At 60.7% G+C, this 17,316-nt stretch carries 18 protein-coding genes; 12 read left to right on the top strand and 6 right to left on the bottom strand.

Features of this window, described 5'->3' with window-relative positions:
* Positions 1–259: 259 nt before the first annotated feature.
* The 5 genes from ACQZ6J_RS17490 (at position 260) to ACQZ6J_RS17470 (ending at position 4,411) form a co-directional block, all read left to right on the top strand.
* On the top strand, positions 260–1,210 hold the full coding sequence (locus ACQZ6J_RS17490) for a helix-turn-helix domain-containing protein (RefSeq protein WP_449085009.1): 951 nt from the start codon (positions 260–262) through the stop codon (positions 1,208–1,210).
* Between the two features lie 156 nt (positions 1,211–1,366).
* Positions 1,367–2,875, top strand: a complete 1,509-nt coding sequence (gene adh / locus ACQZ6J_RS17485; protein ID WP_449085008.1) for an aldehyde dehydrogenase — start codon at positions 1,367–1,369, stop codon at positions 2,873–2,875.
* Between the two features lie 82 nt (positions 2,876–2,957).
* The gene (locus ACQZ6J_RS17480) at positions 2,958–3,350 is read left to right on the top strand and encodes a DUF779 domain-containing protein (RefSeq protein ID WP_449085007.1); all 393 of its coding nucleotides are present in this window, start codon (positions 2,958–2,960) and stop codon (positions 3,348–3,350) included.
* A 92-nt stretch (positions 3,351–3,442) separates the two neighbouring features.
* Complete coding sequence (locus ACQZ6J_RS17475) at positions 3,443–4,039, top strand: DJ-1/PfpI family protein (protein ID WP_163990415.1); 597 nt, start codon at positions 3,443–3,445, stop codon at positions 4,037–4,039.
* Positions 4,040–4,060: 21 nt separating this feature from the next.
* Positions 4,061–4,411: a ribbon-helix-helix domain-containing protein gene (locus ACQZ6J_RS17470; RefSeq protein WP_163990417.1), complete on the top strand. Its 351-nt coding sequence runs from the start codon at positions 4,061–4,063 to the stop codon at positions 4,409–4,411.
* Positions 4,412–4,656: 245 nt separating this feature from the next.
* Here ACQZ6J_RS17470 and ACQZ6J_RS17465 read toward each other — a convergent pair whose 3' ends face one another.
* From ACQZ6J_RS17465 to ACQZ6J_RS17450, 4 genes are all read right to left on the bottom strand, one after another.
* On the bottom strand, positions 4,657–5,175 hold the full coding sequence (locus ACQZ6J_RS17465) for an IS630 family transposase (protein ID WP_449085006.1): 519 nt from the start codon (positions 5,173–5,175) through the stop codon (positions 4,657–4,659).
* Positions 5,176–5,215: 40 nt separating this feature from the next.
* Complete coding sequence (locus ACQZ6J_RS17460) at positions 5,216–5,611, bottom strand: hypothetical protein (protein WP_449085005.1); 396 nt, start codon at positions 5,609–5,611, stop codon at positions 5,216–5,218.
* An 80-nt stretch (positions 5,612–5,691) separates the two neighbouring features.
* On the bottom strand, positions 5,692–6,411 hold the full coding sequence (locus ACQZ6J_RS17455) for an ROK family protein (protein ID WP_163990421.1): 720 nt from the start codon (positions 6,409–6,411) through the stop codon (positions 5,692–5,694).
* Between the two features lie 40 nt (positions 6,412–6,451).
* Complete coding sequence (locus tag ACQZ6J_RS17450; RefSeq protein ID WP_449085004.1) at positions 6,452–8,875, bottom strand: glucan 1,4-alpha-glucosidase; 2,424 nt, start codon at positions 8,873–8,875, stop codon at positions 6,452–6,454.
* A 371-nt stretch (positions 8,876–9,246) separates the two neighbouring features.
* Here ACQZ6J_RS17450 and ACQZ6J_RS17445 point away from each other — a divergent pair, with 371 nt between their 5' ends.
* On the top strand, positions 9,247–10,203 hold the full coding sequence (locus ACQZ6J_RS17445) for an MYG1 family protein (RefSeq protein ID WP_449085003.1): 957 nt from the start codon (positions 9,247–9,249) through the stop codon (positions 10,201–10,203).
* Between the two features lie 88 nt (positions 10,204–10,291).
* On the opposite strand, the gene ACQZ6J_RS17440 is transcribed toward ACQZ6J_RS17445, so the two are convergent.
* Complete coding sequence (locus tag ACQZ6J_RS17440) at positions 10,292–10,912, bottom strand: TetR/AcrR family transcriptional regulator (protein ID WP_449085002.1); 621 nt, start codon at positions 10,910–10,912, stop codon at positions 10,292–10,294.
* 61 nt (positions 10,913–10,973) lie between these two features.
* On the opposite strand from ACQZ6J_RS17440, the gene ACQZ6J_RS17435 reads away from it, so the two are divergent.
* The gene (locus ACQZ6J_RS17435) at positions 10,974–11,891 is read left to right on the top strand and encodes an alpha/beta hydrolase family protein (protein ID WP_449085001.1); all 918 of its coding nucleotides are present in this window, start codon (positions 10,974–10,976) and stop codon (positions 11,889–11,891) included.
* Between the two features lie 77 nt (positions 11,892–11,968).
* Here the strand turns inward: ACQZ6J_RS17435 and ACQZ6J_RS17430 are convergent, their stop codons facing one another.
* The gene (locus ACQZ6J_RS17430; RefSeq protein WP_449085000.1) at positions 11,969–13,027 is read right to left on the bottom strand and encodes an NAD(P)-dependent alcohol dehydrogenase; all 1,059 of its coding nucleotides are present in this window, start codon (positions 13,025–13,027) and stop codon (positions 11,969–11,971) included.
* 294 nt (positions 13,028–13,321) lie between these two features.
* Between ACQZ6J_RS17430 and ACQZ6J_RS17425 the strand changes: the two genes are divergently transcribed.
* The 5 genes from ACQZ6J_RS17425 to ACQZ6J_RS17405 all read left to right on the top strand — a co-directional run bounded on the left by ACQZ6J_RS17425 (position 13,322) and on the right by ACQZ6J_RS17405 (position 17,205).
* On the top strand, positions 13,322–14,320 hold the full coding sequence (locus ACQZ6J_RS17425) for an aldo/keto reductase (protein WP_449084999.1): 999 nt from the start codon (positions 13,322–13,324) through the stop codon (positions 14,318–14,320).
* A gap of 106 nt (positions 14,321–14,426) precedes the next feature.
* Positions 14,427–15,929, top strand: a complete 1,503-nt coding sequence (locus ACQZ6J_RS17420) for a PAS domain S-box protein (protein ID WP_449084998.1) — start codon at positions 14,427–14,429, stop codon at positions 15,927–15,929.
* A gap of 192 nt (positions 15,930–16,121) precedes the next feature.
* Positions 16,122–16,301 carry a CsbD family protein gene (locus tag ACQZ6J_RS17415; protein WP_449084997.1) on the top strand — a complete coding sequence of 60 codons (180 nt, stop codon included), beginning with the start codon at positions 16,122–16,124 and terminating at the stop codon, positions 16,299–16,301.
* Positions 16,302–16,345: 44 nt separating this feature from the next.
* Positions 16,346–16,690, top strand: coding sequence for a BON domain-containing protein (locus ACQZ6J_RS17410; protein WP_449084996.1), 345 nt, complete (start codon positions 16,346–16,348; stop codon positions 16,688–16,690).
* Positions 16,687–17,205, top strand: a complete 519-nt coding sequence (locus ACQZ6J_RS17405; protein WP_449084995.1) for a DUF992 domain-containing protein — start codon at positions 16,687–16,689, stop codon at positions 17,203–17,205. The genes ACQZ6J_RS17410 and ACQZ6J_RS17405 overlap by 4 nt, the downstream gene beginning before the upstream one ends.
* The last annotated feature ends 111 nt before the right edge of the window (positions 17,206–17,316 follow it).

The following is a 17,316-nucleotide window of genomic DNA, read 5'->3' as shown; positions in this document are numbered from 1 at the left end:
GGCTGCAAACCCGGCGATTTTTGGCGTTGGCCCGCCCGCAATTTCCACCGCCCGCGGCGTTCGACATTGGTCGGCGCGGATTCATTTTCCGAAATGCTGCGGCTGTGGCAGGAGCGGTGGGATGGGCGGCGCCGAAAAAGACTTTATCGCCAATGGGATAATGGCGGAATCCGGTATTCTCGGGCGAAAGGCGCTGGGAGGATTGCCACAGCCGGCTTTTTTAGCGACAATTGCAGCAGCGTTCCGTGGGAGGAGCCTAATGCACGAATATTCCGCGCATGCGGATCAGGTCTATGCGTCGGCGCAATCTGCGGCGGCAAGTTCGCCCGTCGTCGCCTCGTGGAGACGCTGCATGACGATGCATCGCCTTGCGCCGGAGGACAAGCGTTTGCCGATGCGGCTGACGGGTCAGGAATTCCAGGCGGCGCTCGATCGGTCGCAACGACTGGTTGCCGAAGCCTCGAACGAGCTGGATCGTCTGTTCCTTGCCGTCGGGAAGGCCGGCTGCTGCCTGTTGCTGACCGATCGTGACGGCATTGCGCTCGAGCGGCGTGGCGCGATCGCCGACGACAAGGAGTTTCACGACCTTGGTCTGTGGACGGGTTCGGTGTGGACCGAAGCCAGCATCGGCACCAATGGTATCGGCACCGCGCTTGCCGACGAGCGGGCCGTCGCGATCTTTCGCGACCAGCATTTCTTCAGCTCCAATATCGACCTGAGCTGCACCACGGCCCCGATCCGCGATCATCGCGGCCAGCTTGCCGGCGCGCTCGACATTTCCACCTGCCGCGAGGATGTCAACGACGCGACATTGATGATCCTGTCGCAGACGGTGCGTGACGCGGCGGTGCGCATCGAGCTCAATCTGTTCCGGAGTGCCTTTGCCGGTGCCCGTTTCGTCATGGTGCCGACGGATACGGCGTCCACTTCCGCGCTGCTGGCAGTCGACCGCAACGACCTCGTGCTCGGCGCAACGCGAGCGGCTCGTCTTGCGCTGAGGCTCGACGATCATCGCATTGCCGCTGGAATTCCCGCTTCCGATGTTCTGCGCGAGCAGGGGGCTGCGAGCGAGGATCTTCTGGAGGTCGAACGCGCGGCGCTGCTGCGGGCCCTTTCGCGCGCCAACGGCAATGTCTCTCAGGCAGCGACCGCGCTCGGGATGAGCCGTTCGACGCTGCATCGGAAGATGAAGCGGCTCAATCTGCACTGAATTGCCGCCAGGGACACATTCCGTCGGGCAGATGTCGCATGGTTGCGACACTGTGCGCTGCAGCATGAGGCGCCGACCCTACCGCCCGAAGGCATATGCACTCACACTTCTCTCATTGGGTTCATTTACCGGACCTGCCGACCAAGGGAGGATGGCATGCTGCATCAGAAGATCGTCGAATCTCCGTTCAAGCTGAAATATGGCAACTATATCGGTGGCGAGTGGCGCGACCCGATCGGCGGCAAGTATTTCGACAACCTGACGCCGATCACAGGCGGCAAGATCTGCGAAATTCCGCGCTCCGACGAGAAGGATATCAATGCCGCTCTCGATGCCGCCCATGCGGCAAAGGACAAGTGGGGCAAGACGTCGACGACCGATCGCTCCAACATCCTGATGAAGATCGCCCAGCGCATGGAAGACAAGCTCGAGGTGCTGGCGCAGGCGGAAAGCTGGGACAACGGCAAGCCGATCCGCGAAACCATGGCTGCCGACATTCCGCTGGCCATCGATCATTTCCGTTATTTCGCTTCCTGCATCCGCGCCCAGGAAGGTTCGATCGGCGAGATCGACCACGATACCGTCGCCTATCACTTCCATGAGCCGCTCGGGGTCGTCGGCCAGATCATTCCGTGGAACTTCCCGATCCTGATGGCGGCTTGGAAACTTGCCCCGGCACTCGCGGCCGGCAATTGCGTCGTCATCAAGCCAGCCGAGCAGACGCCGGCCTCGCTTCTGGTCTGGGCCGAGCTGGTTGGCGATCTCCTGCCGCCGGGCGTTCTCAACATCGTCAACGGCTTCGGCCTGGAGGCCGGCAAGCCGCTGGCGACCAGCCCGCGTATCGCCAAGATCGCGTTTACCGGCGAGACGACGACTGGCCGGCTGATCATGCAATATGCCAGCCAGAACCTTATCCCCGTCACGCTCGAGCTCGGCGGCAAGTCGCCGAACATCTTCTTTGCCGATGTCGCGGCCGAAGACGATGACTTCTTCGACAAGGCACTCGAAGGCTTTGCGATGTTCGCGCTGAACCAGGGCGAAGTCTGCACATGCCCCAGCCGCGCATTGATCCAGGAATCGGTCTACGACCGCTTCATGGAAAGGGCCATCAAGCGCGTGGAAGCGATCAAGCAGGGCAACCCGCTGGATTCCGCGACCATGATCGGCGCCCAGGCGTCGAGCGAGCAGATGGAAAAGATCCTCTCCTATCTCGATATCGGCAGACAGGAAGGTGCCGAAGTCCTGACGGGCGGCTCACGCGCCGATCTCGGTGGGGAGCTGGCGAGCGGCTACTACATCAAGCCGACCATCTTCAAGGGCCACAACAAGATGCGCATCTTCCAGGAGGAGATCTTCGGCCCGGTCGTGTCGGTGACGACCTTCAAGGATGAGAAGGAAGCGCTCGAAATCGCCAACGACACGCTTTACGGTCTCGGCGCCGGCGTGTGGACCCGCGACGGCAACCGCGCCTATCGCTTCGGCCGCGAGATCCAGGCCGGCCGTGTCTGGACCAATTGCTACCATGCCTATCCGGCGCATGCGGCCTTCGGCGGCTACAAGCAATCCGGCATCGGTCGCGAGAACCACAAGATGATGCTCGATCACTACCAGCAGACCAAGAACATGCTGGTGAGCTACAGCCCGAAGGCGCTCGGTTTCTTCTGAGACCTCCCAACAAAGCCAATGAGGCTCCCAGCGGAAGCTGGGGGCCTTCAAGCATTTGCACTGAGACGATTGGAGGATGGTCATGGACGACAATGGCTTAGAGCCGCGGGTGTTGGCGACCGACAAGGCGCTCGAGCTGATCCGCGAGATACAGCAGGACCATCCCGACATCCTTTTCCACCAGTCGGGCGGCTGCTGCGACGGCTCTTCGCCGATGTGCTATCCGACGAACGAATTCATGGTCGGCGACAACGACGTCAAGCTCGGGGAGATCGGCGGCGTGCCCGTCTATATCAGCGGCAGCCAGTTCGAGGCCTGGAAACATACCCAGCTTATCATCGACGTCGTTCCCGGCCGCGGCGGCATGTTTTCCCTCGACAATGGGCGGGAGAAGCGTTTTCTTACCCGCTCCCGCCTCTTTAGCGGCGGCGAGGCTTGTGCCGTACCGGATATTCGCCGGCCGCCGGCGCCATAAATCACGTTGTAAACGGCGTGTAGTATTCGCCTAATACCCGCGCCCTGCGGTGCTTTGCTAAAGTGCAGACGTTGGTTTTTAGGGAGGAAGACATGCCAGCAGCAAAGATCCTGATGATTACCGGTGATTTCACCGAAGACTACGAAACCATGGTGCCGTTCCAGACGCTGCTTGCCTGCGGCTATACGGTTCATGCCGTTTGCCCCGGCAAGAATGCCGGTGAGACGGTGGCGACGGCCATTCACGACTTCGAAGGCGACCAGACCTATTCCGAAAAGCGCGGCCATAATTTTGCGTTGAACGCAACGTTTGCCAGCATCCGTGCCGAGGATTACGATGCGCTCGTCGTTCCGGGCGGCCGTGCGCCGGAATATCTCCGTCTGAACCCCGACGTCATCAAGGCGGTGCAGCATTTCTTCGAGGCGGACAAGCCGGTTGCCGCTATTTGCCACGGCGCGCAATTGCTCGCCGCTGCGGGCGTTCTCAAGGGACGCACCTGCTCGGCCTATCCCGCCTGCCGGCCCGAAGTGGAGCTTGCAGGCGGCACTTACGCCGATATCGCCATCAACGACGCCGTCGCGGACGGCAAGCTCGTAACCGCACCGGCCTGGCCGGCGCATCCGTCATGGTTGCGCCAGTTCATGGCCGTGCTTGACGCCAACGCGTTGTCGCAGGCAAACGCCGCCTGAACCAGAAGAAAGGGGACGCGCATGTGCGAATTGTTCATCAAGGCCGATGCCAGGCTCTGGGAAAGCACCACGCGTTCCCTGCGCATCGACGGCATGGTGACCAGTGTGAGGCTGGAGAACTTTTTCTGGTCGAAGCTGGAGGAAATCGCACGGCGCGACCGCATGAACGTGGTGCAGCTGATTACAAAGCTGCACCATGAATCGATCGACGCCGGCCACGATCTCGGCAATTTCACGTCGTTCCTGCGTGTCTGCTGCGCGCGCTATATCGACTTGCAGCTTGCCGGCGACATTTCGCGAGATCTTTCCCAGCCGATCGCCGGTGTCGACGCCCCTGCCATCCTGGGGCGGGAGCGTTTGAAATATCATTGATCGCATAGAGCGGATGACGAAAACAAGACCATCGAGCAAGCGATTGTCGGGCCGGATGGCCTCTATGGTCTCTCTGCAGTCAAGTAGCTGCAGCCTTTTGGCCCAAGCTTGCGTAGGCCGGCGAGGCCATCTCCGATAAGATCGGCCGCTGCATCCACGGTAATTTCCACATGGCCCGGATCGCGATGGGAGCGGCACGCCGCCGCCATCGCCCGGCCGTTCATTGCATCTAAAGCGTGTCGCATTTATTCAGCCTCATAGCCGGCAGCCTTGAAGAAGTTTCGGCATTCGTTGATGGAGAAGAGGCTGATGATATCGCCAAGGGCTTTGGTGATGGCATCGAAGCTGCGTGCGGCTCGCTTTCGCAGAAGCGCTTTGAGTTTTGAGAAGGCCATCTCGATGGGGTTCAGGTCCGGCGAATAGGGCGGCAGGAAGAGGAGCCATGCGCCCTTCGCCTTGACCAGTTGCTCGGCCCTCTGGCTTTTGTGGAAGCCGACATTGTCGAGGATGACGATATCGCCGGCCGACAGTGTCGGCACAAGCTGTGTCTCGATCCAGGTTTCGAAGATGCGGTTGTTCATCGGAGCATCGACGATCCATGGCGCGGTCAGGCCATGGTAGCGCAGTCCGGCAATGAAGGTCTGTGTCTTCCATTTCCCGAAGGGAGCATAGGCGGCAAAGCGCCTGCCTTTTGCAGACCATCCAGTGCGTTTCGTCAGACGTGTGTTCGTTGAGGTCTCATCGATAAAGATGAGCCGCGACAAGGCCTTGTTGAAGAACCGCTTTCGGCGATTGATCCAAAGATCACGCGCCCTGGCGATCTCCGGTCTGCGCTGCTCGCTTGCCTTGAGGCTTTTTTTTATTGCTCAACCCGAGCCGGTGCAGAAACCGTCCGACCGTGACGCGGTGGACTTCAATGCCGCGTTCCGCGAGCGCAACGCACAGTTCGTCCAAAGTCGTTTCGCCACGGACGGACATCCGCTCGCGGACCCAATCAGCATGAGCCAGAAGCTTCGCACCACCAGGCGGGTGGCCCTGCCTGGCGGCGGTCAGAGAACCGGATGACCGATGCAGCATCATCATGTTGTTGACGAACCGAGGCGAAACCCGGAAATGCCGAGCCGCTTCGCGATTGCTATGTCCTTCATTCACAAAGGCAACGACACGCTCACGCAACTCGATGGGATGCGGCTTGCCCATGGTGCATCTCCTTCCATGAGCAAAGTGAATCACAGATCAGGCCAAATGGGAATCCTGAATCCGGTCAGTTGCGACACGTTTTAGAAACTCAAGCTTTCGTCCGTCCACAGGCGAAAACCTCCGAGAAAGGCATTCTCGTTGTCACCGGCGCGGCAGCCTTGAGGGAGCGTCTCGAGTTTTTCGAGGTTGCCGCCACCAATGACGGTTTCATGCGGCAGGAGCGCCGCTTGCAACCTGCCCACGACCTTCTCGACCGATTTGCGCCATTTCTTTTTCCCGTACTTGTCGAGCCCGCGCTCGCCGACGAAGTCCTCGAAGGTTTCATTCTTCTTGTAGGGCAGATGCGCGAGTTCCATCGGCAAACATACGTGATTGACGATCATTGCCGAACCCAGCCCGGTGCCGAGCCCGAGAAACAACATATTACCGCCGTTATAGCTGCCGATTGCCTGCATGACGGCATCGTTGACAAGCCTGACGGGCTTGCCGAAAGCGGCCGAAAAATCGAAGTCTTTCCAGCCGGGGCCAAGGTTGTGCGGTTCCAGCGCCGGCTTATTGCCGGCAACTGGCCCGGGATACCCCATGCCGATGACGTCGTACTGCCAGTCGCCTGCAAGCTTTTTGACCGTTTCGACCATCTGCTGGGCCGACATCGCCACGCCCGAGACGGCTGCTCTCCGGTCGCTGCCCGAACTCAGGCGGACTTTGACGTGCGAACCGCCAAGATCGATTGCCAGTACCACGAGATCTTTCGACGCTTTGGACGTCGGTTGCTTCGGAGTTTTTGGCCTTGTATTCACGATGGATCTCTCCTCCAGGTGCGTCTGTTGTCAGTAAGGTCTAGCGAGCGCCGTCGGCCACGGCCACGGAGAAGTCTACCCCTTCCCAATGGTCGGTATCGGGCCAATAAAATGTGAAGGTGACCAAGGCCCCCTTGGGCAGCCGTTCCGTCGCAAGCTCCGCAACGTCGATGCCGAAGCCGTTTTTGCGGGTTTCGATATCGCTTTCGCTCGTCCACCCGTCGGAGCTCCAGCGGACGACGGCCTTCGCCATAACCTCGATCCTGAGACGCTTGCCGATGAGAACCTGCGAAGTCTTGTTGTTGAAGCGCCAGAGCACGAAGGGCGCCGTTGTCTTGTTTTTGATATAGCGTTCGACACCCTGCGGAGGCATGTCGAAAACGGCATTGTCTCTCAGCGAACGCAGCAGCTTGATATGTTCGGCATGGGCCCAGACAAGCGGCATGGCGCTGCCGGAGGGCTCGCCGAAAACAAGGCCTCGCTCCGGCATGTCGGGCTTATCCCAGACCTGTTCGGGCAAAAGGCCACCCGGGCCGGCCGATCCTTCAAGAGCATTGAGTAATGCCATGGCCGCTTTCGGCCTGCCGGCAGCAAGTTCGTAATGGGCCCGTTCGCCGGCGAGCAGCGGCCACGGCCGACCGATGCCGGTGCCGTCGAATGCGCTGCCGTCCTCATGTTCGCCATATCCGTCGCCCGTATAGCGATACCAGAGCGGCCCCTGCGGCAGGTCGCATTTGAGCTGCGCGTCGATGATTTTCACCGTGTCGACGATGCGCGGATCGTTGGCGGCGCGCAATCCGAACCGAACCAGCGCCAGGGCATCGGGGCTGACGACGCGGGCTGTCGGCAGATAGGAGTCCGCAGGCGGTCGGTTCTTGATCGGCACGAAACCGTCGGCGGGTGATGCGCCATCGGCGATATCGGGCGGGGCGATGCGCACATAATAGCCCTTGACCCCAAGGTCGGCGCTGGCAGCATCGGCGTCGACATAGGTCCAGCGCTCTATCTGGTCGTTCCAGGCATCCGCCGTCTGCCTGAGATAGTCGGCATTGTGATCGTGGCCGGCAATTTCCAGAATATCGGCGGCGGCGAGCAGCGCGGCGATCTCGACGGCGAGCGTGAAGGGAGAAAAGCCGCCATCCTCTTCCCAGCGGTCCTCGCCGGTGACGGGGCCGTTGACAACCACATAGCACGCCGCTCTCTCGATCATCGAAACGTAGGACAAGAGCGCATCCCCGGTGAGGGCTCCTTCGCGACGGAGTGCGTCGGCAAGCAGGATGGGAAAGGCGCATTCGTCCATCTGTATGCCGGTCCAGTAGGGCTCGCCGTCGAGCCAGGCGTTCTGCGGCCAATGTCCGTCCGCCTCCTGGATCGCGCGTAGATAGGCAAGAATGCGAAGTGCGTCCTGCGGTGCGCCGGCCGCAAGAAATCCGCCAGCCGTCTCGACGAGATCGCGCGGCCAGACCAGGTGATAGCCTCCGAGATCCTCGTCGCCCTTGGCAAAGCCCCAGGGAATGGAGAGCGAGGCGACTGCCGGCCCCTCGAAGGACAGAGGCCGATGCGTTGCAAGAACGGCCGTCGATATCCGATAGCGATTGAGTTCGGGCGGCGGCGCCCTTGGTTCATCCAGCGGCAGCAGAGTGCTCTGCCATCTCCGCCAGTCGGCGACATAGCTGCGCTCGGCATCCTTGTATCCGGCTTGCAGACTGGCGAGTGCGTTGTAGGCCGCCTCCTCGGGACGGTTTCCAAAGCCAAGCGACAGAAGCACGGTGTCGCTTCCGGCCGCAAGGTCGATTTCACCGGTCAGTGCGACGTTGCCGTCGGCGGCATGGGTGATGCGCGGGTCCAATTCTCCGGTATCCTGCAACTGCCGCCAGCCATCGGAAATGCCGACATAGCCAGCCGAGGCCGATCGCCATCCGCCGCTGACGGCGAGCGCCAGCGAGATGCCACCCTTGCCGGTCGCAAAAAGCATCGGCGTGCCTTTGTAATCCCCGACCCAGCCCGTATTGCCGCTGCCGGCATTGACCAGATGCGGAGCGGCCAGCACATATAGCCGATAGTCGTGAACCGACCCGTGCAGCGCTTCGAACGATATTTGCTGAAGCAGGCTGTTCCGCGCCGGATCGACGATAATGCGCTTGATGATGCGGTAGCGCCCGTCGATTGCCGTATTGACGAGCCGATAGGCCGGAACGCCATCTTCGACGGTTGTGACGACGCTTTCGGCATCACGCTTTTCCTCGGAAAAATAGCCATCCGGACCGGTAACGATCAAACCGAGGTCGCGTGTGCAGGCGCAATCGACGCGCGGAAAATAAACTTCATTGAGGATGCCGTGGCTGAGCGTGAACCAAATGCGGCACGCCGGCGAGAGCGCCGTGCCCACCCCGCTCTTCGCACTGGATGTCCAGCGAGGAGCGATACCCCCCGCACCAACGCCCGAAGTATCGTCCTGAGTCATGCGTTCATCTCCGTTGTCGTTGCAATCTGCTCTGACAAGCCGGCTTCGGCAAGAGCTGCTCGTCACGACGTTGGCCGGGACTTTGGAATGATGCGTCCGCTGTCGTCAAATTGCGCAATGGCGGCCGGTGAAGAAGCCGAGCCTGTGACCAGAGGTTCATCCCAAGGCACAGTCCGCGAACCGTATAAGTATGGCCAAGGATAGCCGGCCACTATTCCTACACGGTTCCGACGGGATCGTCGAAGATCTCCAGTCCATAAGGCTGCGGGTACTCGCCCCAAAACGAATGGCGGGTTGAGATACGTTCGGTCAGCCGCTATCTGGGTGCCGAGCCCAAGAGGGCTCTTCGTGAACAAAAAGGTGATGCCGTCATGATTCCAGATTTCCTCGTCACCCATTCCGGTGGCTTCCATGCGGACGAATTGCTGTCGAGCGTCATCCTGACCCGGCTTTTCCCGCAGGCCCGCCTCGTTCGCAGCAGGGCTCCGGAATGGATCACGGCCGGCGCAGATCGGATCATCTATGATGTCGGCGGGAAATATGACGCAGCTGAGCGGATATTCGATCACCATCAGCGCGGGGCGCCGCTACGGGACGATGGCCAGCCGTACAGCTCGTTCGGATTGATCTGGAGACATTATGGTCGTGATTATCTTGCCGCGCTCGGTCTTCCGGAAGCCCATATAGATACGGTTCACGTTTCTTTCGACACGAGTTTTGTGCTGCCAATCGATCTGGTGGACAATGGTGCGCTTAGTCCTTCGATTGCAGGGCCGCTGGCCGGGCTCACGCTGTCGGCGCTGCTGGAAACCTTAAAACCGGTCTTCGATGAGACGGACCCTGAGGCCGACGATCGCTGTTTCCACGCAGCGCTTGCCATCGCCCGTAGTTTCGTCGAGGCAAGGATAGGCCAAAGCGCTGCAAAATTGCGGGCCGAGGCACTTGTACACCAGGCAATCGTGGAGACGGGCAAGGGGCGAGTTCTGGAGCTGCCGATGGGAATGCCGTTCCGTCCCGCCATCATGAAGGCGGGCGCGGATCACCTGCTGTTTGTCGTCCATCCGCGCGAAAAGGATTGGTGCCTGACCGGCATCCGGCGCGCGGAGGAGGGGTTTGAGCTTCGCGCCGATCTGCCAATGGCCTGGGCCGGTCTGACCAATGGCGATCTGGAGGCAGCTTGTGGCGTGGAGGGCGCAAGCTTTTGCCACAACGGCCGTTTCATCGCCGCGGCCCGGACGCGCGAGGCAGCTCTTGCCATGGCCGAGTTGGCCGTACGAGAGGCAATTTCCAGCGAGGCGGGATCAGCAGCCGATACCGGTCTACGCTGAACTGTCCTGACACTCTTGCTATCGCGAGTGAAAGCTCGCGATCTGTCGCATGCGCAGTGGGTTGGGGAACATTCGGGCTTGTCTGCGATCAGGTCGTCCGGCGTGCGGCTCTCGATCCGGGGTCGTTTGAGCCGGGGAGGCGGCCTCTGATAAGATCAGCCGCCGCTTCCGCTGCAGTTTCCATATAGCTCGGGTCGCGATGGAGCAGGACGACCGCAAAGGCGCCGTCGAGAAGCAGCATGACCTGGCGCGCAAGTAACGAGGCATCGCCATCCGCTCCTGCTTTCATGAAGACCGATCCCAGCCAGTCTTCCACACGCTTCTTGTGGGCTCGGGCTGCGACCAGGGCCGGATGGCCGGGAAGGTTGACGAGTTCCACCGAGGTTCGCAGGAAGCCGCAACCCTTCCATTTGGCGTTCCGCGCCGATTGGGCCAGATGGCGAAAGATGCCGGCAACTTTCTCGGCAGCATCGCCTTCCGTCTCATCGAACCAACGCTTGAAGAGGGAGAGGTTCGGTTCGTCGCGAGCCTGCAGATGGGCAGCGATCAGGTCGTCCTTGCTGCGGAAATGATAGTAGAGGGTGCGCTTGGTGAGGCCTGCCTTTTCGGCGATGGCGTCGACGCTGATCGCGCGGATTCCATCCTGCCGGAAGAGTTTTCCGGCGGCCTGGAGAATGCGTTCGCGTGTCGGCGGCGGGCTGTCTTTCATGGCTCAATGTATACCGGGTAGTGAGTATACACAATGAGGCCGTCGTCTCATCTTGTCGGCCATGAGCGAGCAACCCTTTCCATCTTCGAACACAAGCAGCCTGGCGATTTCCATTCGTTGCCGGGATGGCGTCGTTCTCGGCGGCCATCTTTGGCCGGCGGAGACCAAGAGGCCGGAAGGCAGTGTGATCATCAATCCCGCTACGGGCGTTCTTGCGCGCTACTATCACCGTTATGCGCAGTTTCTGGCGCGACATGGATTTGACGTCCTGACCTTCGATTATCGCGGCATCGGCCGATCGCGTCCGCAGCAGCTGCGCGGGTCCGGATATCGCTGGCGGGATTGGGGCGAGCAGGATTTCGAGGCGGCGTTACGGTGGTTGGCGGCCGATCGGCGTAGCGGTCCGCTCATGGTGGTGGGCCATAGCATCGGCGGCTTCCTGCCGGGACTGGCCGAAAGCGCGCCTGAGATCGACAGGATGCTGACGGTCGGGGCTCAATATGCCTGGTGGGGCGACTACATGCCGCGTCGGCGGGCTGCCTTGTTTCTCAAATGGCACGTCGCCATGCCGGCGCTGACGGCGGCCTGTGGCTATTTTCCAGGCCGCCGGCTCGGCTGGCTGGAAGATCTGCCGTCCGGCGTGGCGAACGAATGGAGCTTTCGCGGGCCGCGGTTTGAACGCAGCCATCCGAGAAGCGAGAGGAAGGATGCACTGAGGCGCATGGCGGCTGCCAGGGCACGCATTCTCGCAGTCGCGGTTTCCGACGATGAACTGGGAACGCTGCCGGCCATTCGTCGCGCGCTCGATTACTATACCGGTGCGCAGTGCACGTCGGTATTGCTGCACCCGGCTGATTTCGGCCAGGGTGCGATCGGCCATTTCGGCCTGTTCCACGACCGTTACACGGACAGTTTCTGGACCGATACGCTTTCATGGCTGCGGGAGGGTCGCAATCCCTGGCCCTCCCGAATTGTCTGAACGGCGAACCTGCTCGTCCGCCAGCGGCAAAGAGTTGCCGTGAAAGGCTCAGTTTGACAAGCCGCGCCCCGGCTCGCTCAAGCTGCGCCCGGCACCGAAAGCGAGGCCATATCGATCACGAAGCGATAGGGAATGTCCGCGCGCTGCAGTGTCGCGAAAGCGTCGTTGATCTCTTCCGGGCGGATGATCCGGCATTCGGGAAGAATGCCCTTGCGTGCGCAGAAGTCGATCACTTCCTGCGTTTCGCGCATTCCGCCGATCGGCGATCCGGCAACCCGGCGCCGGCCGATAAGGAAAGGAAGGCCGTTCACTTCACCCCAGGGGCCGACCTGCCCGACCACGACCAGCGTACCGTCGATATCCAGCAGGGGCATGTAAGCATCGAGATCATGCTTGACGGGAACTGTGTCGATGATCAGGTCGAAGGCGTTGGCAGCGGCATTCATGGCCGCAGCATGGGTTGAGATCAGGAAGTCGTCGGCGCCGATTTCGCGGGCAATCTTTTCCTTGTCCGGCGAGCGCGAGATCATCGTCACTTTGGCGCCCATGGCAGCTGCCAGCTTGACGGCCATGTGGCCGAGGCCGCCCATGCCGATGACGCCGACGCGGCTATGCGGACCGACATTCCAGGTGCGAAGCGGCGAATAAGTGGTGATGCCGGCGCAAAGGATCGGAGCGGTGCGCGAGAGATCCATACCCTCGGGCACGGTGCAGACGAACTCCTCGCGCACGACGATATGCTTCGAATAGCCGCCTCTCGTGATCGATCCGTCGATCCGATCGGGAACGCTGTAGGTGCCCGTATTGCCTTCGCGGCAGAACTGCTCCTCGCCGCGCCGGCACTGATCGCAATGCTGGCAGCTGTCGACCATGCAGCCGACCGCACCGTGGTCGCCGATCCTGAATTTGGTGACATCGCTGCCGACCTCGATCACGCGGCCGACGATTTCATGGCCCGGGACCAGAGGGTAGCTCGAAAAGCCCCAATCGTTGTGCGCCATGTGGACATCCGAGTGGCAGATTCCGGCATAGACGATCTCCATCACCACGTCGTTCGGGCGCGGTGCGCGCCGTTCGAAAGAGTAGGGCTCCAGCGGAGTCTCCGCCGAGGTGCACGCATAGCCAATGGTCTTCATGTTTCGTCCGCCTTTTATGTCGTGGAGCGCTCTTGCACGCCGATTGATCATCGGGAGAGAATCTATCCGACGCCGGCTGCAACGTTAAGACAGGCGATCGTGTTCGTCATCATCTCCGTCCACCATGAATGGTATGCGACAGGATGCGATCGAAAGCGTCAGGCTGGCCGGTGATGGAACCATTATCCGAAATCACGAATTCTAAAATCGTGAATCCGCGCCTAATTCCTTTGTTTGACGAACTTACATATGAGATAGGATATATGTGGACGTAAGCCGGTCGGGGGACCATGCATGCACCTTGATGACTATGCCGCACTCGGACGTTCGGAGTTGCGCGTCAGTCCGCTTGCGCTCGGAACGATGACCTTCGATGCGGATTCCAGCTGGTATTTGCGTGAAAACAGGCATGCGGCAATTCTGGACCGCTATTTCGAACTTGGCGGCAATTATCTCGATACCGGCAGTGGAGACCTGAAAGCGGGTGGGCAGACGGTTGTCGGCAACTATTTTGCGCAGCGGTCCCATCAACGCGATCGGCTTGTGATCGCCGCCAAGTTCGGCATCGACCGGCATGGGCAGGAGTTCAGTCGCAGTGCCTTGACGGCCGGTGTCGAGCAGACTCTGCGGCGCCTGCGTACCGATTATCTCGATGTCTACTGGCTGGACAACTGGGATATTCAGGCTCCCCTTGAAGAAGTGCTGGGCGCCCTTCACGATCTCACTCAATCGGGAAAACTGCGCTATTTCGGCATTGCCGACACGCCGGCCTGGAAGGTCGCGCATGCGCACATGCTTGCGCAATGCAATGGCTGGGCTCCGTTCATCGGCCTGCAGATCGAATATTCCCTGGCGGCCCGGCTCTTTGAGGTTGAACTCGTTCCGATGGCGCGAGGATTGGGGCTTGGCGTCGTCGCACATTCGCCGTTGAGCGGCGGCCTCATCAGCGGGCAATATACGCGCGCCAACAACAGGGCCGGTCATACGGTGCAGCTGGCGCAACGGCCAGACGAGCAGGATCTCGAAATCGTCGATGCCCTGTTCCGCGTCGCAGCCGAACTTGGCACGACGACTGCCCGCGTGGCTCTTGCCTGGGCGATGGCGCGGCTGGCGGTATCGTCAACGATCATTGGCGTGCATACGCTGGAGCAACTTGACGAGGATATCGGTGCGCTCCAGGTTCAGCTTTCTCCCGAACAGACGGAGACGCTCGACGCGCTCACCATACCCAACCCTTCTCTTTCCCTGCCGCTGCTTCTGCGGAACGCCGCGCCTTTGAGCTGTGTAGACTGAACCGCGACCTCTGATCCCTGCCGATGCCGGCTCCGCTGTCGGTTGCATGGCTTCTTTTCTCTGCCCGCACTCCTATCTAAGCTGCCAGGGTTGAATGAGGCAGCATATGAGTGATGGGTTACAGCCGCTGAATGTGAATCGGAATGTCTTGCGCGAGCTCGTTTCAGGACTGAGCGACGGTATCGTCCTGCTCGATCCGGACGGTACGATCTCCTGGGCGAACAGCGCTGCGCTGCGGATGCACCGGATTTCGACGATCGAAGAGCTGGGAGGCGATGCCGCCGGCTATCGGCAGGCTTTCACGCTTCGTTACCGCAACAACCATCTGCTCGCCGAAGGGGAGTATCCCATCGAACGCCTGCTGAAGGGTGAGACCGTCGATGAGGTAACGGTCGAAATATCGCCCGCCGCCGATCTCGATCTCATCTGGGTTCATACCGTTCGCAGCCTCATCATCGCCGATGCCGGCGCCCGTCTGGACGTGCTTGCGCTCATCATTCGGGACGAGACGCCGCTATTTGAGGCCGAGGAGCGCTTCGAGCGGGCGTTCAACGCCAATCCTGCACCCGGTCTGATCTGCCGCCTCGACGACCTTCGCTTCATCCGGGTCAATCAGGGTTTCGTCGAGATGACGAACTATGCCAAGGAAGACGTGATCGGAAAGACCGTCGACGACATAGGACTTTTCGCCAATTGCGATAGCGGCGAAGACGCGCTGGCAAAGCTCGCGGAAGGTCGGTTGATCCGTCAGCGCGAGGCGCTGATTCCGCTTCCCGCCGGTGGCGACCGGCTCGTCATCATCGCCGGTGAGCCGATCGCCGTCGGCGAGGAGCCTTGTATGCTTTTTACCTTTGCCGATCTCGACGCGCGGCGAAAGGCACAGAATGCGCTCAGGCAAAGCGAGGAACGCTTCTCCAAGTCGTTCCGGCTGTCGCCGGCGCCAGCCGCCATTTCCCGTCTGGATGATTTCGTCTTTACCGAGGTCAATGACGCCTTTGTCGTACTTTCGGGCTACAGCCTTGAAGAAATTGTCGGAAAGACAGCCAGCGAATTGCGGCTGTGGGGCGATGTCGCCGCCCGGCGAGCGATGGAACGAAAGCTGATCGACAATACGCCGCTTCGCGATGAGACCATGCGGATGAAGCAGAAGAACGGTGGGAATGCGGATTGCCTCGTCTCCGCCGAGCGCGTCGAAATCAATGATCAGCAGTGTGTCATCTGGTCACTGCAGGATGTCACGGAGCGCATGCGCAGCGAGGCCGAACTCGTCGAAGCGATCGAGAGCGTGATGGCCGATACCTCGTGGTTCAGTCGTTCCATCGTCGACCGGCTTGCGACCTTGCGGCAGGTATCCGACGGCAAGGTGCCGTCCGCCCAGCTTCTCGACCTCAGCGACCGCGAGAGGGAAATTCTTGCCTTGATCTGCCGTGGCCAAAGCGATGCCGAGATGAGTGAGACGCTGCATCTTTCCAGAAACACCATCCGTAATCATGTCGCGTCGCTCTACGCAAAGATCGGCGTGAACCGTCGTTCCGCTGCCGTGATATGGGCTCGCGAGCGCGGCTTTACCGGCATGTCCGCCATACCGAAAGGCCGGAAACCGAAATAGCGGCGGCACTCCTTGGATCGAACAGCCGCATGTAACGGAAAATATATGCATCCAGCCTAAAAAAGGCTATTTTCTACCAGCACAAATAGTAGTTTCTGCTCTGCAAGCATCCGTATTGCCGCCCTACTTGATTGTTCATGGCTTCGGTCGAAGGCCGATGCCTCCTCTTCTGGAAACACAAGGAGATAAGACATGGACAAAAATCGCGTCAAAGGTGCAGTCAAGGAAGCCAGCGGCTCGCTCAAGGAAGCCGCCGGAAAGTTGACGGGCAACGACAAGCTCAAGGTCGAGGGAGCTGCGGAAAAGGCCGAAGGCAAGATCCAGACGCAAATCGGCAAGGCCAAGGATGCCATCAAGAAGACGCTTAGCTGACGCCATAAGGCGATATCTTTGCTCTTGTGATCTTCGAGGTTCCGATGCTTTTCCTGGCCAAACTTTCGTCGATGACGACATCACCGGATCGCTGCGCCACCTGTGCCGCGATCCGGTGCCTGATTGCCTACGCCGAAGGCCTCGAAGATTGCCGCATCGAGGTCGCCGTCGCGGACGGCGCCATCCTCTTGTCGGGGACCGCGCCGACCGATGACGCTCGGCAGCGCGCCATTGCCATTGCCGGCGAATATGCCGGAACCCGCGTCATCAGCAATATCGCTATACCGGACGATCATCGGCTGCCCCTCCATCCCGAGATCGACCTATCGAGCTCCCCTGCGCCGACCGGAGTGACCGCGGCGCTCAAACCGCCGAAGGAGACGTCATGAAAAAGACCCTTATTGCGGCCGCGGCCATTGCCGTGGCTTTCGGTTCTGCGGCTTCCGCCGCCAGCACTCATCAGCATCCCAAGAAGCAGTCGGCGCAGGTCGCGTCCGAGCCGAAGCAGCGCCTTGGCACGCTTTCCTGCGAAGTTGCCGGCGGCGTCGGCATGATTATCGGCTCCAACAAGCAGGTCAGTTGCACTTTCAAGCAGCGAACCGGCAGGGTCGAGCGCTATACGGGTACGATCGGCAAGCTCGGGATCGACATCGGGGTCACCCGCAAGACCTATCTGAGCTGGGTCGTCGTCAATACCGCGCCCACCCGCGTCGGTGACGGTGCTCTGGCAGGAACCTATGTCGGCGCATCCGCAGGTGCTTCCGTCGGCCTCGGCCTCGGAGCCAACGCTCTCGTCGGCGGCAACTCCAAGAATTTCGCCCTGCAGCCGTTGAGCGCTGAGGCTGGAACCGGCCTGAATGTCGCAGCCGGTGTTTCACGCTTGCAATTGCGTCCTGCCAGCTGACGCGTCGCTCGGCGACGGCGCCACTGCCCATAGGAACGCCGTTTGCCGCCACCGCGAACTGGGTCTTTTCCGGCAATAGTGCAGCCGCACCGGAGACGGTGGGGGCTACGT

The organism is Rhizobium sp. A37_96, from assembly GCF_053521765.1.
Note: the sequence above shows the minus strand (reverse complement) of the source record. Positions and strands in the feature narration are given on the sequence as shown.